This window comes from Rhizobium sp. BK049, from assembly GCF_014193135.1.
In the GTDB taxonomy this organism is placed as follows: Bacteria; Pseudomonadota; Alphaproteobacteria; order Rhizobiales; family Rhizobiaceae; genus Rhizobium.
Map to the genome: position 1 here is coordinate 98420 of NZ_JACHYV010000012.1, position 21609 is coordinate 120028.

Genomic DNA, 21609 nt, shown 5'->3' on the forward strand with positions numbered 1-21609 from the left:
GGGGGCGCCCGCTCTGCCCGCCAGCTGAGTGGCGGGGCCAAGCCGCCTTAACCGTTCCGATCAGTTTTTGCCGGAATCACCCTTGCCGGCACCGTCATTGCCGCCCTTTCCGGCCCCATCGCTGCCTGCGTTGCCCGCGCCGTTGTTGCCGCCCCTGCCGGCATCGCCGTTGCTGCCGCTGCCGGCACCGTTGTTGCCTCCGCTGTCCGCGCCGTCCTGACCGCCTTTGCCAGCACCGTCATTGCCTGCGCTGCCTGCGCTGTCGTTGCCGCTCTTGCCGGCACCGTCATTGCCTCCGCTGCCCGCGCCGTCGTTGCCGCCCTTGCCGGCACCGCCGTTGCCGCCGCTGCCCGTGCCGTCGTTGCCGCTCTTGCCGGCATCGCTATTGCCGCCGCTGCCCGCGCCGTCATTGCCGCCCTTGCCGGCACCGCCGTTACCGCCGCTGCCTGCACCGTCATTGCCGCCCTTGCCGGCATCACCGTTGCCTCCGCTGCCCGCGCCGTCGTTGCCGCCTTTGTCGGAACTGCCGTTGCCGCCCTTGCCATGGCCGTGATCTCCCCCGTCCTTGCTGCCGCTGTGATGGTCTTTTCCACCCTTACCGGGTTCATCCTTGGCGTGGTCGTGATCCTTTCCGCCTTTGTCGCGGCCGTGATGATCGTGGTCCTTGCCGCCCTTGCCGCCCTTGTCGCCCTTGTCGCCCTTGTCGCCCTTGTCGCCCTTGCCGCCCTTGTCGCCCTTGTCGCCCTTGCCGCCCTTGTCGCCCTTGTCGCCCTTGCCGCCCTTGCCGCCCTTGTCGCCCTTGCCGCCCTTGTCGCCCTTGCCGCCCTTGCCGTCCTTGCCGCCCTTGTCGCCCTTGCCGCCCTTGTCGCCCTTATCGCCCTTATCGCCCTTGTCGCCCTGGTCACCGCTGCCGCCCTGGTCGCCACTGCCGCCCTGGTCGCCACTGCCGCCCTGGTCGCCACTGCCGCCCTGGTCGCCGCTGCCGCCCTGGTCGCCGCTGCCGCCCTCGTCGCCGCTGCCGCCCTGGTCACCGCTGCCGCCCTGGTCGCCACTGCCGCCCTGGTCGCCACTGCCGCCCTGGTCGCCGCTGCCGCCCTCGTCGCCGCCGCCGCCCTGGTCGCCGCTGCCGCCCTGGTCACCACTGCCGCCCTGATCACCGCTACCGCCTTGGTCGCCGCTGCCGCCACTTTGGCCGACGTCTTTGCTGTCACCGTCATCGCCACCGTTGCCATTGCTGACGTGCGAGTTGGTGTTGGATGTCTTCTTGCCACCGACGTCACGGCTGCTGCGATCCTTATCGTTCGGACCGAACTTGCTGTCGGTCTGTATTGCCCGCGTGGGCATGCACAGCCTGTATTCGAGGGTGCCGCGGACTGCGGCTTTGCAATTAACGACTGTGGGGGCTGCCGTTGCCAAGCTGCTGCTTGCCAGAAGGGACGCCACAGCGAGGCTGAATTTTGCTGCTCTGCTGATCATTTCACTGGTCTCCCAAGGTTAACTAACCGTTAATTGGGAGAATATTTATACTAACAAGGAATTAATATGAAGAACAAACCAGGATTAATCTGTTCCTTTCATATAATACGGTTAAATTCGCAAGTATAAAATTTTAATAAATTTTTATACTGGCTGTGCTATTTTCTGAAGACGAACTGAGGGAATCGGCTATGAAGCGTCTCCTTTCTCTTGCCTTCTTTTGGGTGATTTTATCGCATTTTCATGCAGTTGCCGGATCGTCACTGCCTGTGACGCGAAGCATCGGCGCGCCGGTGGGATTCGCTGCCGCCTGTGCCAAGTACAGGTGGCTTTGCGGCAGGATGGCGTCACAACAGTTCGACGAGCAGGCTGGGATTGGGCTTCTTCAAAAGATCAATCGTGCCGTAAATCGGCGTATCGTTTCGGCAGAAGATCGCTCTCCCTCCGGAAACGGGGATGTTTGGTCTCTGCCGGTGGCCGGCCGTGGCGACTGTGAGGACTACGCCCTTCAGAAAATGAAGGACCTGGTCGACGCCGGTTTTCCATCGAACAGGCTGGCACTTTCCGTGGTGATTGGACCACACGATCAAAACCATGTCGTTCTGATTGCCCGCACGGCTCAGGGCGATTATGTGCTCGACAATCTCTCCAGCGCCGTTAAGCCTTGGCGCACGACGGGTTATACGTTTCTGGCCACCCAGGATTTCCAGTCGCGCACCGGCTGGCGCGTGACGCTTGCCGGTCCGCGCGCCGGCGAGTTCTCGTGATCTGCAAGCCGCAAGGCGGCGCGCGCGCTATCTTTGCCGAAAGCTCAGCCGAGCCAGGAGCAGGCCCGTGACCAAAACAGAACTTGCCGATCTCTATCGCGGCTACATCGCCTGCCTTAACCGGCAGGACTGGCTCAATCTCGGCCAGTTTGTCGATGACAGTGCGGTTCATAACGGCCGGCGGCTTGGACTTGCGGGCTACATCGCCATGTTGGAGCGGGATTTCGATGAGATTCCCGATCTTTCTTTCAGCGTGCGGATGCTTCTTAGCGATCCGCCTTACGTTGCTTGCCGGCTGGCCTTCGACTGTTCGCCGAAAGGAAAGTTTCTCGGGCTTGATGTGAACGGGAGGCGCCTTTCCTTCGCCGAGAACGTGATCTACGAGTTTCGCGGTGGGAAGATCATCGAGGTTTGGTCGGTCATCGACAAGCCGACGATCGAGGCCCAACTTGGGGACGGGCTTTGACCGAGCGGAGCGGGACTTCGTCAGATGATGGCGACGCGCTCGCCGAAGGGCGTGTCCGCGTCGAAATTGCCGGTGCCGATCCGATCGCTTTCACCGGACAATAGCCGCTGTTCCGTCGCGTCTTCGCCGCTTTCTTCCCCTTCGCCGGATGGGGCGTGCCCACGCCGCTTTCCTGGATGTTCGTCTTTGTCGACGAGCAGATCCGCATGCGGAACAAGATTGCCCGCACCATTCGTGTCCGCAACTCCCTTCGATGCCTGCTGGTCGGCGGTGATACGCGACTGGCGGGCGGCAACCCAGGCATTGTCGGGTTCCGAGCCGATCGAGGTGCTGATGCCGACCTTGGTGGGCTCGGTCTCGGCGGTGGAGGAGATGCGGTTGACGGCTTCGACCATGGGGCACTCCTGCGGGTGTGAACCGGCGGACCAGTTGAGCCGTCATCCGACCGCTGATTGGCCGATCCGGGATTCAATATTGGGCCTCAGCGGGAAAACGCAAGACGGCATGGCTACTCCGGGAAAGGGCGGAATCAGGTGCAAAGGCGGGAAATTCGACGATGGATTGCATGGCCGGCAAGCTGCCTGGTGCGTGCAAGATGTAAGAATCAGAAACACTTTGTGACTAAGCTACTACAAAAGCTGCGCTTTTCGACTTGCGGGGCAAGTAGAGATGACGGATATTGCTCACATGTTGAGGACGCTCTCATGATCCGAATGATAGAAGACCCTGCCGAACTGGCTGGCGAAGACATCACTGGCAAATATATTCTCCGGAAGCTGAATTATCATTGGTTCGCTTACGGCAAGGCGGCCATCGTGACCGCCTGTAAAGGCACGATCCTCCATCTCGATCGGGAGGAAACGGTGTATTCCGAGCGCTGGGGTCGTCGTGCCTATACCGGGAGCGGTAAGCGTTATCCCGGCGGTATCTGTCCCATTTCGGCGGTCGCCTGTGTTTGCGATACCCCCGATGACGTCAATGCCGTCATTCAGCTGGATGTCGAAGCGCAGGACGAATTCTATCAGCTGATCGCCAAGACGGAAGCCAAAGTTCGGGCGCTTGCCGCTTCGTCGGGAGAGAACCAGTTTCTGGAAGCGGCCGAATAGGCGTTTTTCAACAATATCCAATATTGCCGCAACGACAGTCTGCGGCCACGCAACTTCGGAAACAATGACGTCTGTTATCAGGGGGCGGGTCCGTTTGCGTCTTGCCACGGGTTGTTGCGGGCGTATCACCTCCTAAGTCAGGCATAAGACTGTCAGACTTTTGCGGCCGCTGCCGACAGCAGAAGGCGCTCGCCCCGGTGGAACGGAAAAACCGTCATGACGCAGGACCACAGCCAGCCGCGTCGCTCGTTTGCGGCGGCGCCATCGGCCAGATCGCTCGCGATAACCGTCGCAGTGATGGTTGTCGCACTGTTCTGGCCCGCCGGCACGTTCGCCTGGCCACGCGGCTGGATCTTTCTCGGCCTTTTCCTGGCGCTGACTGCAATCGCGCTCGTCTGGATCTGGCGGACGAATCCGGAATTGTTTGCGGCGCGTAGCCGATATCAGAAGGGAACCAAGCGCTGGGACGCCGTGGTCGCGACGCTGACGATCATTCTCTTTGCTGCCATTCTTCCGGTCGGCGCGTTCGACGACGGCCGTTTCCACTGGTCGCCGCAACCCTGGTGGGTCGTTGTCCTCGGCTATCTCCTGATGAGCGCGGGCTATCTCGGCCTCACCTGGGCGCAATCGGTCAACCGGCATTTCGAGCCGACGGTGCGCATTCAAACCGATCGCGACCACAAGGTGATCGACAGCGGGCCCTACGCCGTGATCCGCCACCCCGGCTATGCAACCGCCATTTTGCTCGCCGCCGGAGCGGCGCTGTCACTCGGGTCGCTCTATGCGTTGATCCCCGTGGGGCTGCTCGTCGTGGTGCTCTTTGGCCGGACGCTCGGAGAGGAGGCGGAGTTGCGCAAGGGGCTTGAAGGATATGCGGAGTATGTGGAACGGGTACGCTGGCGCTGGATCCCGGGTGTTTGGTGAGGGGACCGTAAAATCCGATTACTTGCCCTTCACTTGCGCTCCGTGCAATCGCTCCTGTCGTCGTTCACCCCCTCATCTGCCTGCCGGCATCTTCTCCCCGTTGGGGATGCCCGTCAGGCAGATGAGGGGGTGAGGAGCGGAAGCGACGCACGCCTTGAGCGTAAGCGAAAGGCAAATGAGGCATATTTTCCTGGAAGAGGCGTCCTCTCAATCACCCAATCACCCTGAGATCCCGCGCAAACCGCTGCCAATTCGCCACATAATTTTCCGCCGAGCGGCGAATACCCTCGACAGCCGCTTCGTCAAGCACCCGCACCACACGGGCGGGTGCGCCGACGATTAACGAGTTGTCAGGGAATTCCTTGCCCTCCGTCACCAGCGCATTGGCGCCGACGAGGCAGTTGTTGCCGATCTTTGCGCTGTTGAGAATGGTCGCTCCCATGCCGATCAGCACGTTGTCGCCGAGCGTGCAGCCATGGAGAATGGCGTGGTGGCCGATGGTACAGCCCTTTCCCGTCGTCAGCGGAAAGCCCATGTCGGTATGGGCCATGACGCCTTCCTGGATGTTGGTGCCGGCGCCGATGGTGATCCTCTCATTGTCGCCGCGCAGCACCGAGCCGAACCAGATGCCGACATTTTCGCCGAGTTCGATATCGCCGATCACATGCGCATCCGGCGCGATCCAGTGGAGGCCGGAGGGCGGCAGTTTGGGGGTCAATCCGCCAAGCGCATAGACGGGCATCGGTCTCTCCTTAGATAATGTCGACCGAGAGCGTCGCAACACCGTCGATGCCGCAGGTGATGCGGTCGCCCCTCGCAACCGCGCCGACACCGGCCGGCGTGCCGGTCATGATCACGTCGCCGGGCGCCAGCACGAAGAGCTTCGAGAGTTCGGCGATGATTTCCGGCACCTTCCAGATCATCTGGTTGAGGTTGCCGTCCTGGACACGTCGGCCGTTCTGCTCCAGCCAGATCCGGCCTTCAGTGGGATGGCCGAGGCGGCTTGCCGGGACGATTGCGGAGACCGGGGCGGATTGCTCGAAGGCCTTGGCAAGCTCCCAGGGACGGCCGAGCTTCTTGGCCTCGCCCTGCAGGTCGCGGCGGGTGAAATCAATGCCGACGGCATAGCCATAGATGCAGCCGAGCGCATCGGCGGCCTGAATGTTCGCCCCGCCCAATTTCAGCGCCAGCACACATTCGACCTCGTAATGCACGTCGTTCGAAAGCGGCGGGTAAGGGAAAGCATTGCCAGCCGGCAGCAGGTTGTCGGGGTTCTTTTGGAAGAAGAAGGGCGGCTCGCGAGAGGGATCGTGACCCATCTCGATCGCATGGTCGGCATAATTGCGCCCGACGCAATAGACGCGGCGCACCGGAAAGCGCTCGTCGCTGCCTTCAACCGGCAGTAGAACCGGTGCGGGACGCGGGATGACGGTGGCGGGATGGGGCATAGCGGGCCTTTCCAGTGCTTATCGAGTCTTTAGCTCATCTTAGACGGAAAACCGCACGGCGGGGAAGCGTTCCCGGCAGATTGACGCTGCCGCCGCAGGGCGATATCGTTTCTGCCATGAGCCGGATTTTCGCAGTCTCCACGACGTCTACGACCACCGTTTGGCGGTGGGTGGCAGACGCGTGAACTGATCCGTTCATTGCAGAAGACACCAACCTGCCGGAAACGAGCGGGTTTTTTTGTTGCCGCTCGTCTCCCGCATTCGAGGACGAGATCGTGGACGAACTCCAGAAACAGAGTCTTGCCGAGCGGGCGCTTGCCGCTGCCGGCTGTTGTCTCGCCAGCCGCTATGCGGGGGCTGCCTTTGCATATGTCGCCGGCTCCATCATGCGCGGTGAGGGGACCACGTTTTCGGACATCGATCTCGTCGTGGTGTTTCCGTCGCTCCAAACAGCCTGGCGGGAATCGTTCACCGAAGACGGTTTTCCGGTCGAGGCCTTCGTCCATGATCCGCAGACGCTGGCGCATTATCTCCATGCAGATGCAGAGAGCGGCTGTCCGATCATGGTCAATATGGTTGCGACGGGCAGCATCGTAGGGCCGAATATCGAGCGCGCCCGCGCTATCCAGGCAAAGGCGGCGAAAGTGCTGGCGGCAGGGCCGAAACCTCTCGACGGCCCAAGCTACGATATGCTGCGCTATCAGGTCACGGATCTCGCCGACGATCTGCGCGGCGCCCGCCCGCCCGAAGAGATCGCCGCTATCTCAGCACTTCTCTACCAGAAGCTAGCCGACCTTATCCTGCTCGGGCGCGGCGCATGGACCGGCCGCGGCAAGTGGGCGCCGCGCCTCATCAGGAAGCTCGAGCCGCAATTGGCGGCCGAATTCGATACGGCGTTCAGGCTTGCGGTGCAGGGTAACAGCACCCGGTTCCTCGCCTTGGCCGACAGGGAGCTCGACTTACACGGCGGGCGCTGTTTCAATGGCTTCAAGCAGGAGGCTCCGGTGGCGGCGCGGCGGTCGGAAGAGTATCTGTAACATTGGCGACTGTTCGAGATTGAATGGAAGATGTTTGCGACCGAATTCAAGAATGCCTCTCAGCCGCGAGTGAGGCGTACCGCCAGATTGCTGCTCAGAATTCCCACGCAACGGGATCTCGATTTCCTCACTCGACTTTTTTCGCGGCCGGAAGTGGTCGCGCATCGACCCGTGCCACGGCCCGATACGCCGGAGGAAAGTGCAGCACGGCTTGCGCGTGACATCGGCCATTGGAAAGATCATGGGTTCGGGCGTTGGGCGGTCGAGTCAGACAATGCCCTTATAGGATTTGGCGGCGTAACCGTTTCCAAGGAATTCGAGGGCGTCAATCTTTCCTATCATCTGCAACCTGATAGCTGGGGACGCGGATATGCCACGGAATTGGTCAGGGAAACGCTGACCTTTGCCTTCGACGATCTGCAGGCGGAGAAGGTGATCGGATTGGTTCGAACCGCCAATGCCGCTTCGAGACGCATTCTTGAGAAATGCGGCTTCTGTTTCGAGCGCGAGGTGATCCTGCACGGCGCGCCCACCAACATGTACATGTTCGCGAGGTCGTCCAGACGCCCACAGTAACAGTGCGCAGGCCCAGGACGATCTCTGCTTGGCACCAGAAGCGGTCACTATGAAAGCCATTTCGCTCGTCCTCAGCCCTTGGTCGCCTCGACTCTGGTCGTTGGCGGCGGCGATATAGACGCCGACCGACAGCAGCCAGCAGAAAACCCCCACGGAATAGGCGCCTGCAGGCGAACCGCTCGCCGCCTGTTCCGTCTCGACCGTGTCGCGATGGACCGCCAAGACATGTATCACCATGGCCCAGTTATGCCACAATTCCCGGGGGGCTGCACAGATGAAGGCGGCGGCACTTCTCCTGTTGCGCGAGGACGACGTTCAGCGTCTGCGGGCCGGCTACGATGAAAACGCAGCATTTCCCGATCACTAGGCGCTTGGGACCGATCGCCGACGAGCCTCGGCCGCTTCGCGCCGTAAGCCGCCGTTCCGCCTCATGCGCGTGATTAGATCACGAATTCCTCTTGGTACGCCTGTGGCTCAGGGACGACCGTAACCTCCACCGGAATGATCCAATTGGCCACGTAGCTCTCGCAGTCGGAACGCTGGAGGTCGGGCTGCACGCACCCCGCCGCATCGACCGCGCGACATCGTAGCGTATATCGCCCCACTTCTTCAGGGGTCCACATGTACTCCCACAAGCGCCATGCAAAGGGGCGTTCTGTTTCGAGGAGCCTTGCCTCCGCAAGGGGGACCAGCGTGGGTTCCCCGAGGCTGCGCTCCCAACGGAAATAGTCGCGCGCTTGCCAATAGCCAAGGAAGGGTTGCTCCACGACCGAGATATGCGTGATCCACTTGACCCAAGCCATGCCGAACCAGCCACCCACGACCGCGCGTAGCGGATGGCCGTGATCGCGCGTCAACGGCTCCTCGTTCATCGAATAGGCAAGGATCGTGCTGTCAGCGATGGCTTTCTCAAGCGGTAAACTGCGTGCAAAAGCGATGGGGCCGGGAGAAGCCGTTTTCTTGTTCGTGTCGACGACGCCGCTGTCGGCGCCAATGAGCAGAACCTCACGTGCGGTTCGCTTAATACCGGCCAGTTCCAAAATCTCGCGCAGAAGAACACCTGTCCACGCGGCATTGCCGACGGCGCCGTTCTGCCACTGCAGCCCCTCCCTCGGCGGCACATAGTAGACGCGCCCGTTCCCCGCGCATTCGACGACCGCGGTGAATGTCGTGCTCCGCATCGCCTTGATGCTGTCGAGGTCAAGTTCGATCGGCCGCTCCACCGCCCCGTCAATACGCAATCTCCAGTCTCGCGCATCGAGCTCCGGTGACGGAAAATGGTTTCGCACGAAGAACAGCTCGGTTGGGATTAGCCCATCGGAGAGCGACGCAAACGGAAACTCGATGTTTGGTGGGGACTTCTGTCGAACTATCAGACTGGGTTGCTGTGGTGTCGGCATCGTCCTCGTCTCCCCTTCCAAGAGCACAACGTCGGCTCTCCATTGCGCGAATTCCCTCGATCACATCGCTCCTCGCAGTGCGTCTGTCGCATTCCGCCTAAGGGCAGCATTCTAGCACATACCGCACCTTGCTCGGACCGACCTCGATCGGCAGCAAAGGGCCGATAGTGGTCAACGCGTCACGGCAATTTTGTACCAGCCGCGGACACCGCGCCCCCGCAAAGGACCAAACTAACCAAGAGCCCCTTGCTCCGCGCAAATCCTGTCGATCAGTGCATCGAGTTCACCTCTCGGCGGGCGGCTTTTGGCCAGCCGCTGCTTGAGGTGCATGATCGGTTCGGCGAGGATTTCATCGAGGCTCTCGGCACAGGTGAAGTCGCCCGCCACACGCTTGACCTTGGAATTGTCGAAAATGGCCGTCCATGCCTTGTCGCCGAGGAGGGAGCCGATCCATTCCGGATTGTACTTGATCAACGTGTCCGTCGGCACATGGACGATCTTCGCCTCCACGCCGAGCAATCTTGCGATCGTCTTTTGAATATCGTCCCAGATGTGGGCTCTGTCCGAGGTGATGTGGAAAATCTCATTCAGCGCGGCCTTTTTACCGAAAAGCCCGACGAAGGGCACGGCGAAGTCGACTGAGCGGGTGAGCGTCCAGGGCGTGTGGCCGTCCCCGGCCACGATGATGGGGTCGCCGTCGAGCATGCGCCTCGCCATGATATCGCTGTCGCCCATCATGATCGGCAGGCCGGTGCGGACGGTGTGGCTGGGGCGGACGATCGTCCATGCAAGATCGCCGGATTTCCTGAGCAGTTCCTCGCAGGCGATCTTGGCCTGGCTGTAGGGCCAGTAAGGATTGATCGCCGGTGTCTTCTCGGAGATCACGTAATGACGCGGCGGTTTTTCGTAGACCGAGGCCGATGAGATGAAGATGTATTGGCCGCAATTTCCGGCGAAGACCTCGATGTCACGTGCCACTTGATCCGGCGTGAAGGCGATGAACTGGCAGACGACGTCGTAGTTCGCCCTGGCGAGATCGACATAGGCGGCCGATCCAAGTTCGCCGACGATCAAAGTTACCCCCTCAGGCAAGGCGGCGCTTCTCAGGCCGCGATTGAAGACGCTGACATGATGGCCTTCGGCAACGGAGCGTTCGACGCATGGATGGGAGATCTGGCCGGTGCCGCCAATGAAGAGGACTTTCAAAGCCATGGAGTGACCTCAGGGTCTGTGGGCGGGATATGCGGTCACTCTTCATAGCGCGAAAGAGCTTGATCGTCTTCCGCAAATCGCAGGCCACACTGGCGGTCGGCCTTTCAACGGCGGCAAGCGGCTTCGTGCTTGCCGCCGCAGGACCGACAGCGTCTATGCTTGCGCCTTGCGATAGGATGCGACGACGAGCCAGATTGCCGAAAGCAGGAAGTAGAATGCTCCGAATGCCGCATAGGGGACGATATCCACGATCGTCGGCGCCGTGGTGCCGAGGGACTGGCTGATCATGAAGCCGCCGGCAAGGGCCGATTGGGCGCCGCTCAGGATCATCACCCATTGGGCGCCGTAGAGGCGCCAGCGCCTGACGCCAGTATAGAGTTGCAACAGGCCGGAGAAGATCGCCCAAACGCCGAACGCGGCAAGAACCGCATAGGTGCTGCTGCTGACGGCGATGATGACGGTGAGCGTCATGATCGTGCTGACCACGACATTCAGCGCCTGGGACGGGTTGGCCTTCAGGCCGCCGTTGACCCGGGCGTCGACCAGATTGGCCAGCGCATCCCATAGAGGGTAGATCACCAGCAGAAAGGCGGCGGGGCCAGACTGACGCCCCAACAGAATGGCGGTGGCAATCCAAGTGACGGAGAATGCGGCACGTGTGAAATAATAGGATGGCAGCCAGTTGGACTGGCTTGAGGAAAAGCTTTGCATCGGCGGGTTCCTTATTGTTTGCCTACCTACTAGTAGGAAGTCTATTATATCGAGTCAACGCCATGGCCGGACACCTTCTTGTGAGGGGATGAGGATAGCAACAGGCTTGACAATATGCCTACCAAAAGGTAGGCGACGCTATGAAATCAATGGCTTCGACTTCCGATAAAATCCTCGACATCGCACAGTCTCTCATTGTTGCGGGAGGCTATAACGGCTTCAGCTATGCCGATATCTCGGCTGCCATCGGCATCAGGAAAGCGAGCATCCACCATCATTTTCCCACGAAGGCCGATCTCGTCTCGGCGCTGGTGGATCGCTACATCAAGCAGGCGCAGGCGGGTCTGCAGTCTCTGCGCGAGCAGGCCGCAAGCCCGGCCGATCAGCTGCAGTTCTATATCGACTATTGGCACACATGCATTCGGGATGCCTCGCAGCCGTTCTGCGTCTGCGCAATGCTGGCGAGTGAAATGCAAATGCTGCCGGACGAGGTCGCATCCCGCGTCCGCGCGCATTTCCAGAATCTCGCGGGCTGGCTAACCTCGGTGCTGGAGGCTGGGGTCGAGCAAGGCCTGTTTCAGCTGGACAAGCGGCCGGAGGAGCAGGCGCAAATGCTGATGGCATCGGTCCATGGGGCGATGCTGTCGGCGAGGGCTTTCGGCAATGCCGGGGTGTTCATCGCAGTCGTTGCCCCTGAGTTTGCGAGGCTGCGGTCAGCGGATCGCTAGGATTAACCCCTAGTCCGAAACCGCCTGCTGGTGAAATCTAGTCCCTCAGGTCATTCTTTGCCATCGGCGGCCAGCCCATCCCGCACGATTGCGTAATAGCCGGCAAGCTCGGGAATATCGGCAGCCAGCTTGTCGAAGACCGGGTCCGACGGGGCGAGCGTGGCGGCATATTTGGCGTCGATGAATGCCTGGTGGGCGGCCAGCGCTTTGGCGTCGGCCTTGTGCACGACGGTGAAGACGGGTGAGGGGGCGGTGCGGCCCTTGACGATGATGCGGTCGAGTTCGACGACGATATAGGTGTCAGCGACCAGCCTTGCGGTTTCCTCGCCGAGCAGCAGCGCCACGCCGTAATTCTTCGAGGCGCCTTCGAGGCGGGAGGCGAGGTTGACGCTGTCGCCAAGGCAGGAATAATCGAAGCGGCGGGTCGAGCCCATGTTGCCGACGATGCACTCGCCGGTGTTGATGCCGACGCCCATCTTCAAGACATGCGGCTTGCGGCCGAGTGCGGCCGCCTCCCGCTCCAGCTGACCGTTCAGACGCGAAATCGCCGCCTGCATGGCGAGCGAGGCGCGCACGGCGTGAAGCGCATGGTCGGGGTCGTCGAGCGGCGCATTCCAGAAGGCCATGATGCAGTCGCCCATATATTTGTCGATCGTGCCGCCGTGATCCATCACCACGTCTGAAAGCGGCGTCAGCAGACGGTTGATTAGGCCGGTTAGCTGCTCCGGATCGTCCTTCAGCGTCTCGGCGATCGTGGTGAAGCCGCGCACGTCCGAGAACAGCACCGAAAGCGTGCGCCGCTCGCCGCCGAGCCTCAGCTGCGACGGGTCACTCGACAGGCGCTTGACAAGATCAGGCGAGATGTATTGGGCGAAGGCGCGAGTGATCTGGCGCTTGTTGCGGCGCTCCTCGGCGAAATCGAAGGCGGCCTGGCCGAAGACGACAGAGATATAGGCGACGGTCGGGCCGAGCGGTGAAACGAAAACATGGGTGAGCCGGATGCCGGCGGCACTGACTGCCGCGAAGGCGAGGAGGGCCGCCACACTGTTCACGACCGTCAGCCATCCGGTCGACCGCCAGACGGTGGCGGCAGCAAGCAGCACCGATATCAGGATGCAGGCAGCGACCGTCGGCAGCCGGGCTTCTGCGATCGACAGGCTTTTGCGGATATTGTCGTAGATCGTGGCCTGGATCTCGACGCCGGAGACGAGCTTGCCGGTGTGAACCGTATAGGGTGTAGCGAAGGCATCGACGCCGCCCTTGTCGATCGCAGGTGCGTTCTGCAGGCTTAAACCGACGAGCACGACGCGGTCCTTGAAGTAGCCCGGCGGCAGCAGGTTCTGCGGGTCAAGCGCCTGGTAATAGGAGACCGTGGGATAGCTGCGGGCCGGGCCGAAGGATTGGATAAGCCGGCCGGCTGGCAGCGCTTCGGGCGCCACGCCCGAGGCCTTCGCCAGCATCGCCGCGAAGCCATCCTCATAGCCCGGGATGCGCCGGAATGTGCCGTCACCGCTCAGATCGATCGAGGCGATGCCGGTGACGGCGCCCGCTTCGGTCAATTGCGGCAGGGGTGTCGCCCGGATCAGTTGCGATGCCTGCGGCGTCTCGATCAGCGTCTCGTCGCCGGCCAGCACGACATCGGAGCCGACGGCCCTGGTGATCGCCGCGTCATTATCCGGTGCTGAGGGTTCGGCCATGATGATATCGAGGCCGATGACGCGGGCGCCGGCGGCGCGCAACTGGCTGATGAGCTCGGCATGCAGGCTGCGCGGCCAGGGCCATTGCGCGTTGATATCGGCAAGCGAGGGTTCGTCGATGGCGACGATGACCGGTCCGCCGGGTGGCGGACGGGGATCGTCGACGGTCGACAGATAGTCGAAGCTTCTGAGCTCCAGCAGCGACCAGGCGGGGAGGCGCGACAGGAGCGAGATGGCGATCAGCGTGGTCAGCGACAGCACCAGCAGCCTCAGGTGACGGCTCCTGATCTGCCTGGCCTGTCGGTGCTGGTCCCGCACCCGCATCAGAAGCGGACTTTGAGCGTGCCCTTGAAGGCGCGGCCCCAGCCGGGCACGCCGGGCGTGATCTCGAAGTCCTCGGCGAGGAGGTTATAGGCGGCTGCCTCCAACTCGACGCGCTTGTCGAACGGTTCCCAGACCAGGTGGGCGTCAAGGGTCCAGTAATCGTCGAGCTTGGTGCCAAACCGATCGCCGTCGCGCTCGCCGATATAGTTGGCGGCAACCGTCGCCTTGACCTTGGCTTCGTTGACCCAGGTTAGGGCAATCTGTCCGGAATTCTGCGGTATGAAGGGAAGGGGGCCACCGTAGATCGGCTCGAGCGGATCCCTATTCTCCGAATCCATATAGGCATAGGTCGCCGAAAGACCGAAACCGTGGCCGAGCGCGACGTTGGCAGTGACGGCAGCGCGATCGATGCTGCCGCGCGAAATCGGCAAGCTGGTATCCGAGGGAAGCGAGATCAGCGGAAAATCGATCGAGAAATCGTGGAGTTCCTGATGCTCGTACTCCACCGAAGTGAAGAAGCGGTCAGTCCATTCGGCATCCCATTGCAGGGCGAGCGTATCCGTATAGCCTTGTGGATTGGTGGAAAACTGATTGGCCTGCAGCCCAAGTATTCCGATCGGGGCAAGGGTCGGCACGGTGGTGTCAAAGCTCTGACGCATGAAGGCTGCACGAAGCCAGTGGTTTTGAACCGGCGCCCAGGCGAGGCCGAAGCGCGGTTCCAGCCGGCTGATATCGATGCCATCACCCTCGAGGTGCGTGGCGAACAAGGCGTATTCGCCCTTGAGATCGGGCGTGATCTCGTGAAGCACATCGACATAAGCGCGGCCGATATCGATGGTGCTCTCGGTGTGATCGAGAGGAGCTGTCAAGCCCAGGAGTGTCGTATCGACCGTGCTGCTGACATCCATCCAGCCGCCTTCGATACCGTAACGCCATGTCAAAGGTCCGGCGCCGATGGAATGGCTCAAGGCGCCGATATAGGTTTGGGATTCAGTCTCTTGGGTGACGTCGCTAAAGGGAATGATGAAGGGAACGCCTGCCCGAATAAATAGTGGGTCCAGGTCGACATCGAGCGCGCTGTCCGTATTCGATTTGATTCCTGAATAAAGCAGTGCTCCGTTCAACACGTTTTCATACGCAAACGTGTGGCTCCAGCCGATGCCGGCGAATGTGGCCTGGCTGACGGTCTCCTGTGTCGTGTAAAGAGGCAGCGGAAGAGGCACGCCGAACACGAGTTCCATAAACGCGGTGTTTGACGATAACGCGCTCAATGAGCCATCATTCTTGCCGTGGTTGACGAAAGCCACCATGCGATCATCAGGTGTGACCGTCGCGGTCAGATAACCGTTGGCGGTCAGCAACTTGTTATCAGTCTGAACGCCGCCGAAATCCCGATAATCGCGATCGAGCGCCAGTTCTTCCCAGGTCAGATTACCGTAGAAGCTGATCGGAATGATCTCGTTGGAATAACCCTGGATATCCGCTTCGCCGATGCGCCTGGTGTGCCCGTCGACGCTATTGATGCCGCCGCCGAGCGAGCCTTCGATGAAGGGCACATCAAAAAACGTTGCCGAGCGCGAACGGCCGGAGAGCATGTGCGGAGAGAGCAGCAGGCCCTGGATGAAGGACGAGTAGCTTGACGCATTGCCGCGGTTCTGGATGATGTTGTCGTCGCTGAAGCTCGTTGCATTGACGAAAGGAAAGATGCTGCCCTTGATCGACTGATCGATATAGCCGCTGCCCTTGAAGGGATCGAAAACGGCATCGCCATAATAGCGGCCCCAGGCATCCAGACCCTGAAGGCGGAAGGCGTCGTTCAGCGTCGAGCCGGCGCTCGCATTAGCGCCGAGTGCGCTGTAGTCGCCGCCGCGAGCACGCGAGCGACGCAGGAATTCCTGGGCATTGCGAATTGCGCCATCGGCATCGTAGTCGTCGATATCGACAGCCGTCCGGAAGGCGGATATGGCGGGGTCGTTCTTGTCGAGCCGGTCGGCATTGTCGACCGCCTGATCGGAGGGAATGCGGTTGCCTTTCTCCAGATGAGCGATGGCAAGCCCCAGTTGGGACGCTGAATAGCCGGGATTTGCGGTTGAGGCCGCCAGCAGATCGTCAAGCGCTTTATCGGTCTCCCCGTTCTGGATGTAATAGCGGCCGCGCGCAAGCAGGGCGAGGTCGAAGGAGGGATCTACGGCAAGGGCGGTGTCGATCTCGCGCTTGGCTTCCTTCATCCTGGACTGGTCGAGATAGAGAATGGCGAGATTGGCGTGCGGGACCGGGTCCTCGGGATCGAGTTCGATCGCCTTCAGGAAGGCTGCCTCCGCCTCACGGTTGGCGCCGCGGTCGGACTGGAGCAGACCGAGATCGTTCCAGTTCATCGACGAGCCCGGCATGTCGGCAAGCGACCGGTTGAGATCAGCAAGCGCCCCTTTGGTGTCACCTTCATAGCTCGCGCGATAGCGCGCCCGAGCCTGCAGACCGTCGGGATCGCCAGGATTGATCGAAAGCGACCGCTCGACCGCTTCCTTCATCTGAACGCGGTCGTCGATGAGCTGGGCCAACAGCGCGCGCCGCGCTGGTAGAGTTGCATCATCGGGATATTGCTTTTCAGCTTGTTTCAGCACCTCGATGGCGGCTGGGATATCCCTCAGGAAGCCAGCGGTATAAGCCTTGGCGATGGCGCCGTTCGGGCCGATGGCGGCAGCGGTCGGCGGATTTTCCACCCGTTTCGGATCGGCGAGCGAACGTGAATAATAGCCGCCATAGGCTGCGATAGCGCGGCGTTGCGGATCGAGATGCGGCAGCGCTTTCTCAAAAAGCCTTGCGGCCTCGGCATAACGCATTCGCCCGCCTGCGATCAAGGCTTCGATCATCTCGGCGCGGGCGCGTTGGGCGGCAGACAGCGGCAGGGCGCGGGCGCGGGCGAGGGACGCCAGCGCATCCTTGGCGCCATCGATCGTCAACTGCACTTCGGCAAGCGTCAACCAGTCCGCGGCACTGCGACTTTGCGCCGGCACGGCGGTGATGCGCCCGCGTTCGCTGCGCATGGTCGCAGTCGGCAGCGGTGAGGCGGGCATCAGGGCGAAGCCGTTACGCAGGGTGAGATAGAAGAGCATTTGCTCGCGATCGTCTGGCGTCACGATGACGACCTTGCGCGGCGCCTGGCCGATAGTGGCGACCGCCCCTTCGCCTTCGCTGACCTCGACGCTACCCTGCGGATTGCTCAGAGCCACGCGGCCTTCCAGCACGATCATCGAGGTCTTGTCGCCTTCGACCGTCATTGTCCAGTCTGTACCGCGGATCGCGGCCGCGGCGGCCGGTGTTTCCACAGTCAGGCCCTGGCCGCCGCGCTCGGCGCGCGCCCAGATCGTTCCCGATTGCAGTTCCAACGTAGTATCGCCGCTCACCGCCATCTTTTTGACCTGCAGCGATGAATTGCGGCCGAGGCGGACCTGCGTGTGATCGGAAAAGACAATGGCGAGCTGGCCGTTGGCATTGGTGCGCAGCACGTCGCCGGTGAGGAGATCCTGATTGATGTCAACGACGCGCCAGTCCGACACGTCGATGAATCGCACTTCCTCACCGGTCTTGCGGGCAATGACTGAGCCGGCGACCGGCGTGGCGCGCGGCACGGGATCGGCCATTGCCGGCAGTCCGAAACCAGGCACGGCAAATGCAAGCGCCACCCCGATGCGACAGATGTTACTGGAATAACCCCGCATGTCCTCGACCCCATACCCCGCTTCCCCTTTGTCCGCGTAGAGTGGAAAAGTCAAGCATGTTGCACACGTGTTCTTGCTTTCGCCAACAAGTGTAATATCAGGGAAACACTTTGAGGTATGGAGTATTCAGGTGAGCGAATTTGAAAGTGTCACTGAGGTAATGCTGAGCAATCCCTCGAGCGGGGACGTCAGTACCGAGTATTTCGATCATATCAAGAAAATCAATGACATATTTTATGATCAGATCAAGATATCCGATCAGAAGGCGGCTTATATCTTTACTTTCATGCTCGCCTTTCTAGTAAGCTCCAGCGAGGTGAGGGCCGTCTTCAGCCTGGGGCGCTACACCGGCGGTACGCCGGGCAGCATACTGTTCTCCGGCCTGCTTGCCGCAGCTTCGGTCTTCTCAATGCTGTCGGCGATTCTCGTCGTGCTGCCGCGGCGTCTCGGCACGTCCACGTCGCTGTTCTGGGGCGCCTGGCCCAAGCATCGCGACATGTTCTTCGAGGCGGCTGTCCGCCGTGACGAGCGCTACCTCTTCGACCAGTATTTCGAAAACGCCAACATCCTCTCCGCCATCGCCTGCAACAAGTATCGCTGCGTCACCTTTGCCTTTCGCGGGCTGATGGTGAGCGTGATCGCCTATGTGCTGCTCTTGGCGGCGGGGTGAGAGTGAGGCGGCGACCTCAGGGAGGCAGGGCGCGCCGAGACACGCCCTGACCATTCAATCCTCGACTTCGAGGACGAGCTCGATCTCGATCGGCACACCTAAGGGCAGGCTTGCGACGCCGAGGACGACGCGGCCGGAGAGTCTTTCCTCGCCGAAGACCTGAAGCAGCATTTCGGATGCTCCATCGGCGACCTTCGGGTGGTCGCGGAAATCGCCTTCGGTCGCGATATAGACGCCGAGCTTGACGACACTGACGACCCTGTCCAGCGAGCCGAGGTACTCTCTGGCGGCGGCGAGGGCGTTGAGCGTCGCCGTTTCGGCGGCCTTCCTGCCGTCCTCTGAAGTCAACGCGCCGCCGACGCGGCCGATATACCGCGGCTTGCGGTCGACGACCGGCAGCATGCCGCTGAAGAAGACGAGATTGCCTGTCCGGATCGCCTCGACATAGGCCCCGAAAGGCGTCGGCGGCGGGGGAAGCGTGATGCCGAGGTCCCGTAGCCGCTGTTCCGCGCCGGCTGCCTGCGCTTTTTGATGGTTTACCATTTGCCCAGATGTGCGCCGCCGTCGACGTGCAGCACCTCCCCGGTGATGCGCGGGGCTTCCGTCAGGAAGAGGACCGCTTCGACGATCTCATTGACATTGGAAATGCCTGCTATCGGAGAGAGCGTGCTCAGGAAATCCTTCGGATTGTCCTTGTGCAGTGGCGTGTCCACGACACCGGGAGCGACGATATTGAAGCGAATTTTCTCGTTCGCATATTCCATCGCCAAGTTTTTGGAGATGGCGTTGATGCCGCCTTTCGTCATCATCGACACCGAAGCGGAGAAGCCGGCGATCGGATGATCGGTCAATGGCGTCGTGATGCTGACGACGCTGCCGCCTGACTTCTGCGCGCGCATCTGTCTGACTGCCAGCTGGGTCAGATGGATGAAACCTTCGAGATTGGTCGAAGACAACGTCCGGAAATCCGTCATCGTGAAATCGACAAATGGCTTGGCCAAGAAGATGCCGGCATTGTTGACGAGCGCGTCGATCGAGCCGAAGCGATCGATCGCGGTCTTTGCAACCCGCGCCGCGGCCTCGGCATCGCCGATGTCGCCATCGACGAGAGCCAGCCGGTCGGAGGCCTCGAAGGCGTCCGAGGCGCTGACCCGGCGCGAGGTGGCGACGACATTGTAGCCGCGCGCGATAAAGCCGTTGACGAGGCCTGCGCCGATACCCTGGGAGGCGCCCGTAACGATGACAGTCTTATTCGTAGTCATGTTGAACTCCGTGATTTGGTTCGGGCAACGTCGCGCCTGATCGGCCGGGTCGCTCGAGATGGGGCCGCCGCGATCGCGCCGCCATCTGGGTTGTGGTTGTTTTCGCAAAGTGAATATGGCGAAAACTCCATTCCCCGATTAGATGGAAATATCTGGATTCTCTTTTGCATCAATGCAAAAATGGGCGCATGGCCGATCTCAACGACATCGCCGTTTTCGTGAAGGTGGCGCAGTATGGCAGCTTCAGCCGTGCGGCCTATTCCCTCGGCATGCCGGTTTCAACCGTCAGCCGGAAGGTGACGTCGCTTGAAGAGCAGCTCGGCGTGACGCTGCTGCAGCGCACGACCCGCAAGCTCAGCCTTACCGCGCAGGGTCGAGCCTATTACGACAGGTGCAGCGAACCGCTCGCCCATCTTATGGACGCCGAGCAGGCGCTGACGGAGACGCAGAGGAAGCCGGAAGGCCTGCTGAAGATCTCCGTGCCCGTCATCTTCGGGCAGGACGTCTTCTACGAATTCATCTCGTCCTTCCTGAGGACATATCCCGATATCCAGATCGATCTCTTCGTCACCAACCTTTTCCTCGATCTGGTCGCCGAGAATGTCGATCTCGCCATTCGTTTCGGCGAACTCAAGGATTCTTCCATCGTCGCGCAGCGGCTCGGCCGGAGTGTGCGCTATCTGGTTGCGACGCCCGACTATCTCGAGGGCAGGGCCCTTCCATTAAAGCCCGAGGACCTGAAGGATCATCGATGCGTGCTCCTGAACGGCCGCAACGGCGAGGCGGATTGGCATCTCGTCAGCGGCCGCAAGTCGGCCCACGTGCGCGTGTCCGGGCCGGTCTCCAGTCGGGACTTCGAGGCGGTCAGCGCCTTTACCTATCGCGGCCACGGTATCGGGCTGCTGCCTTCGACCTATTGCGACGAAGGGATCAACCGAGGCGAGCTCATTCGCCTGCTGCCGGACTGGTCCTCGCCGGAAATCTTCGTGCACGCCGTCTATCCCACCCGCCGCTTCCTGCCGCTGCGCCTGCAGGTTTTTCTGGAAGCGCTGAAGGCGTGGAAGAACCCTTTATGGGCGCCTTTGCGTTGAGGTCCTGGAAAGCTGCATGGCAGGAGAGTCTCTCTGTGAGTTCCCCGCAGCGGCCTCAAGGCACAAGGCAGGCGCTCCTGATATCACCGAAAATTGAAACCCCGCACGAGGCCGGGCGTCCTTCGCGGGCCAAGTTGTGTTACATTTCCCTGCTCGATGCGCGGGGATTTGCCGATGCTGACCACGCTTGCGGTACTCATGGGTCTTACCGGAGTCGTGCCGACAGTTGGGGCGGGCGCAAACGAGGTTGATGTGACGCTGGTGCTTGCCGTCGACACCTCGCGGTCAATGGATTTCGAAGAGATCGGCATTCAGCGCGACGGTTATGTCGAGGCGCTCAAGCACAAGGAATTCATCGATGCGGTCAAAGGCGGGCTCACCGGCCGCATCGCCATCAGCTATTTCGAATGGGCGGGCTATGTCGTCCAGGATTCGATGATCGACTGGCAGGTGATTGAGACGGAAGCGGATGCGATCGCCTTCGCCGATAAGCTTGACGCCCGGCCGATAGCCACGCAACGGCGCACCTCGATCTCAACAGCCATCGATCAGGGCGCCAGCATGATCACCACCGGACCCTTTCGCGGCAGGCGTGAGGTGATCGACGTCTCCGGCGACGGTCCGAACAATTCCGGCAGCCCGGTGACGGCCACCAGGGACAAGGCGGTGGCGTCGGGCATGATCATCAACGGGCTGGCGATCATGCTGCGTCCTTCCGATGCTCCCGGAGGGCTCGACAAATATTACGCCGATTGCGTGATCGGCGGCCCCGGCAGCTTCGTGCTGCCGGTCCACAGGATTGAGGATTTCGCCATCGCCGTGCGCCGCAAGCTGGTGCTCGAGATCAGCGGCATTTCACCCTCGCCGACGGTGGAGAGGATAGCCGCCGACGCGCCGACGGCGGACTGTCTGATCGGCGAGAAGCAGTGGCGGGATATATTCGATCGGTGAGTCGCGACCTGATGAGCCCGGAGAGGGTATGCCGTGTGGTTGTC

Annotated in this window: 21 protein-coding genes and 1 pseudogene; 10 read left to right on the forward strand and 12 right to left on the reverse strand. The window is 61.3% G+C overall.

Translation table 11 applies throughout. The features are described 5' to 3' along the window. Window positions 1–60 precede the first annotated feature (60 nt). Window positions 61–1344 (reverse strand): hypothetical protein, encoded by a 1284-nt coding sequence (locus FHT70_RS30315; protein ID WP_348649539.1) that lies wholly within the window; start codon window positions 1342–1344, stop codon window positions 61–63. A 323-nt stretch (window positions 1345–1667) separates the two neighbouring features. Between FHT70_RS30315 and FHT70_RS14710 the strand changes: the two genes are divergently transcribed. Continuing rightward, the gene (locus FHT70_RS14710) at window positions 1668–2243 is read left to right on the forward strand and encodes a transglutaminase-like cysteine peptidase (protein WP_183702433.1); all 576 of its coding nucleotides are present in this window, start codon (window positions 1668–1670) and stop codon (window positions 2241–2243) included. A 67-nt stretch (window positions 2244–2310) separates the two neighbouring features. Beyond that, window positions 2311–2709: an ester cyclase gene (locus tag FHT70_RS14715; RefSeq protein ID WP_183702436.1), complete on the forward strand. Its 399-nt coding sequence runs from the start codon at window positions 2311–2313 to the stop codon at window positions 2707–2709. Window positions 2710–2729: 20 nt separating this feature from the next. Here the strand turns inward: FHT70_RS14715 and FHT70_RS14720 are convergent, their stop codons facing one another. Next, window positions 2730–3104: a hypothetical protein gene (locus tag FHT70_RS14720; protein WP_183702439.1), complete on the reverse strand. Its 375-nt coding sequence runs from the start codon at window positions 3102–3104 to the stop codon at window positions 2730–2732. A gap of 309 nt (window positions 3105–3413) precedes the next feature. Between FHT70_RS14720 and FHT70_RS14725 the strand changes: the two genes are divergently transcribed. Further along, a complete protein-coding gene (locus FHT70_RS14725) occupies window positions 3414–3815 on the forward strand; it encodes a hypothetical protein (protein ID WP_183702442.1) in 402 nt (133 codons plus the stop codon). 216 nt (window positions 3816–4031) lie between these two features. Then, a complete protein-coding gene (locus FHT70_RS14730) occupies window positions 4032–4739 on the forward strand; it encodes an isoprenylcysteine carboxylmethyltransferase family protein (RefSeq protein WP_183702445.1) in 708 nt (235 codons plus the stop codon). A 211-nt stretch (window positions 4740–4950) separates the two neighbouring features. On the opposite strand, the gene FHT70_RS14735 is transcribed toward FHT70_RS14730, so the two are convergent. After that, window positions 4951–5481: a gamma carbonic anhydrase family protein gene (locus FHT70_RS14735; protein WP_183702448.1), complete on the reverse strand. Its 531-nt coding sequence runs from the start codon at window positions 5479–5481 to the stop codon at window positions 4951–4953. Between the two features lie 10 nt (window positions 5482–5491). Next, window positions 5492–6187, reverse strand: a complete 696-nt coding sequence (locus tag FHT70_RS14740; RefSeq protein WP_085778646.1) for a fumarylacetoacetate hydrolase family protein — start codon at window positions 6185–6187, stop codon at window positions 5492–5494. A 275-nt stretch (window positions 6188–6462) separates the two neighbouring features. Here FHT70_RS14740 and FHT70_RS14745 point away from each other — a divergent pair, with 275 nt between their 5' ends. Together FHT70_RS14745 and FHT70_RS14750 are read left to right on the forward strand one after the other, a co-directional pair. Continuing rightward, entirely contained in the window at window positions 6463–7224 is a 762-nt protein-coding gene (locus FHT70_RS14745) for a nucleotidyltransferase domain-containing protein (protein ID WP_183702451.1), read from the forward strand. A gap of 30 nt (window positions 7225–7254) precedes the next feature. Further along, window positions 7255–7800: a GNAT family N-acetyltransferase gene (locus FHT70_RS14750; RefSeq protein ID WP_183702454.1), complete on the forward strand. Its 546-nt coding sequence runs from the start codon at window positions 7255–7257 to the stop codon at window positions 7798–7800. A gap of 105 nt (window positions 7801–7905) precedes the next feature. On the opposite strand, the pseudogene FHT70_RS14755 reads toward FHT70_RS14750, so the two are convergent. The 4 genes and pseudogenes from FHT70_RS14755 to FHT70_RS14770 all read right to left on the reverse strand — a co-directional run. Next, a pseudogene (locus tag FHT70_RS14755) lies at window positions 7906–8037 on the reverse strand (EamA family transporter); the annotation flags it as partial. Window positions 8038–8240: 203 nt separating this feature from the next. Continuing rightward, window positions 8241–9200: a molybdopterin-dependent oxidoreductase gene (locus tag FHT70_RS14760; RefSeq protein ID WP_183702457.1), complete on the reverse strand. Its 960-nt coding sequence runs from the start codon at window positions 9198–9200 to the stop codon at window positions 8241–8243. 231 nt (window positions 9201–9431) lie between these two features. Next, a complete protein-coding gene (locus FHT70_RS14765) occupies window positions 9432–10412 on the reverse strand; it encodes an SDR family oxidoreductase (protein ID WP_183702459.1) in 981 nt (326 codons plus the stop codon). 153 nt (window positions 10413–10565) lie between these two features. Further along, window positions 10566–11123, reverse strand: coding sequence for a DUF308 domain-containing protein (locus tag FHT70_RS14770; protein WP_183702462.1), 558 nt, complete (start codon window positions 11121–11123; stop codon window positions 10566–10568). Window positions 11124–11263: 140 nt separating this feature from the next. Between FHT70_RS14770 and FHT70_RS14775 the strand changes: the two genes are divergently transcribed. Beyond that, complete coding sequence (locus tag FHT70_RS14775; protein WP_183702465.1) at window positions 11264–11851, forward strand: TetR/AcrR family transcriptional regulator; 588 nt, start codon at window positions 11264–11266, stop codon at window positions 11849–11851. Window positions 11852–11901: 50 nt separating this feature from the next. On the opposite strand, the gene FHT70_RS14780 is transcribed toward FHT70_RS14775, so the two are convergent. Both FHT70_RS14780 and FHT70_RS14785 read right to left on the reverse strand, forming a co-directional pair. Next, complete coding sequence (locus FHT70_RS14780; protein ID WP_183702468.1) at window positions 11902–13872, reverse strand: adenylate/guanylate cyclase domain-containing protein; 1971 nt, start codon at window positions 13870–13872, stop codon at window positions 11902–11904. Next, entirely contained in the window at window positions 13872–17591 is a 3720-nt protein-coding gene (locus FHT70_RS14785; RefSeq protein WP_183702471.1) for a FecR domain-containing protein, read from the reverse strand. The genes FHT70_RS14780 and FHT70_RS14785 overlap by 1 nt, the downstream gene beginning before the upstream one ends. 130 nt (window positions 17592–17721) lie before the next feature. Here FHT70_RS14785 and FHT70_RS14790 point away from each other — a divergent pair, with 130 nt between their 5' ends. After that, entirely contained in the window at window positions 17722–18261 is a 540-nt protein-coding gene (locus FHT70_RS14790) for a Pycsar system effector family protein (RefSeq protein ID WP_097598071.1), read from the forward strand. Between the two features lie 54 nt (window positions 18262–18315). Here the strand turns inward: FHT70_RS14790 and FHT70_RS14795 are convergent, their stop codons facing one another. After that, the gene (locus FHT70_RS14795; RefSeq protein WP_183702474.1) at window positions 18316–18804 is read right to left on the reverse strand and encodes a RidA family protein; all 489 of its coding nucleotides are present in this window, start codon (window positions 18802–18804) and stop codon (window positions 18316–18318) included. Continuing rightward, on the reverse strand, window positions 18798–19523 hold the full coding sequence (locus FHT70_RS14800; RefSeq protein ID WP_183702477.1) for an SDR family oxidoreductase: 726 nt from the start codon (window positions 19521–19523) through the stop codon (window positions 18798–18800). The genes FHT70_RS14795 and FHT70_RS14800 overlap by 7 nt, the downstream gene beginning before the upstream one ends. A 188-nt stretch (window positions 19524–19711) precedes the next feature. On the opposite strand from FHT70_RS14800, the gene FHT70_RS14805 reads away from it, so the two are divergent. Next, complete coding sequence (locus FHT70_RS14805; protein ID WP_097598073.1) at window positions 19712–20614, forward strand: LysR family transcriptional regulator; 903 nt, start codon at window positions 19712–19714, stop codon at window positions 20612–20614. A gap of 174 nt (window positions 20615–20788) precedes the next feature. Then, window positions 20789–21565: a DUF1194 domain-containing protein gene (locus tag FHT70_RS14810; RefSeq protein ID WP_097598131.1), complete on the forward strand. Its 777-nt coding sequence runs from the start codon at window positions 20789–20791 to the stop codon at window positions 21563–21565. Window positions 21566–21609 lie beyond the last annotated feature (44 nt).

Bases quoted from the DNA above. Each gene is read 5' to 3' on its own strand.
- FHT70_RS30315 (WP_348649539.1), bottom strand. From the start codon at position 1,344: ATGCCCACGCGGGCAATACAGACCGACAGCAAGTTCGGTCCGAACGAT.
- FHT70_RS14710 (WP_183702433.1), top strand. From the start codon at position 1,668: ATGAAGCGTCTCCTTTCTCTTGCCTTCTTTTGGGTGATTTTATCGCAT.
- FHT70_RS14720 (WP_183702439.1), bottom strand. From the start codon at position 3,104: ATGGTCGAAGCCGTCAACCGCATCTCCTCCACCGCCGAGACCGAGCCC.
- FHT70_RS14725 (WP_183702442.1), top strand. From the start codon at position 3,414: ATGATCCGAATGATAGAAGACCCTGCCGAACTGGCTGGCGAAGACATC.
- FHT70_RS14730 (WP_183702445.1), top strand. From the start codon at position 4,032: ATGACGCAGGACCACAGCCAGCCGCGTCGCTCGTTTGCGGCGGCGCCA.
- FHT70_RS14735 (WP_183702448.1), bottom strand. From the start codon at position 5,481: ATGCCCGTCTATGCGCTTGGCGGATTGACCCCCAAACTGCCGCCCTCC.
- FHT70_RS14740 (WP_085778646.1), bottom strand. From the start codon at position 6,187: ATGCCCCATCCCGCCACCGTCATCCCGCGTCCCGCACCGGTTCTACTG.
- FHT70_RS14750 (WP_183702454.1), top strand. From the start codon at position 7,255: ATGTTTGCGACCGAATTCAAGAATGCCTCTCAGCCGCGAGTGAGGCGT.
- FHT70_RS14760 (WP_183702457.1), bottom strand. From the start codon at position 9,200: ATGCCGACACCACAGCAACCCAGTCTGATAGTTCGACAGAAGTCCCCA.
- FHT70_RS14765 (WP_183702459.1), bottom strand. From the start codon at position 10,412: ATGGCTTTGAAAGTCCTCTTCATTGGCGGCACCGGCCAGATCTCCCAT.
- FHT70_RS14770 (WP_183702462.1), bottom strand. From the start codon at position 11,123: ATGCAAAGCTTTTCCTCAAGCCAGTCCAACTGGCTGCCATCCTATTAT.
- FHT70_RS14775 (WP_183702465.1), top strand. From the start codon at position 11,264: ATGAAATCAATGGCTTCGACTTCCGATAAAATCCTCGACATCGCACAG.
- FHT70_RS14780 (WP_183702468.1), bottom strand. From the start codon at position 13,872: ATGCGGGTGCGGGACCAGCACCGACAGGCCAGGCAGATCAGGAGCCGT.
- FHT70_RS14785 (WP_183702471.1), bottom strand. From the start codon at position 17,591: ATGCGGGGTTATTCCAGTAACATCTGTCGCATCGGGGTGGCGCTTGCA.
- FHT70_RS14795 (WP_183702474.1), bottom strand. From the start codon at position 18,804: ATGGTAAACCATCAAAAAGCGCAGGCAGCCGGCGCGGAACAGCGGCTA.
- FHT70_RS14800 (WP_183702477.1), bottom strand. From the start codon at position 19,523: ATGACTACGAATAAGACTGTCATCGTTACGGGCGCCTCCCAGGGTATC.
- FHT70_RS14805 (WP_097598073.1), top strand. From the start codon at position 19,712: ATGGCCGATCTCAACGACATCGCCGTTTTCGTGAAGGTGGCGCAGTAT.
- FHT70_RS14810 (WP_097598131.1), top strand. From the start codon at position 20,789: ATGCTGACCACGCTTGCGGTACTCATGGGTCTTACCGGAGTCGTGCCG.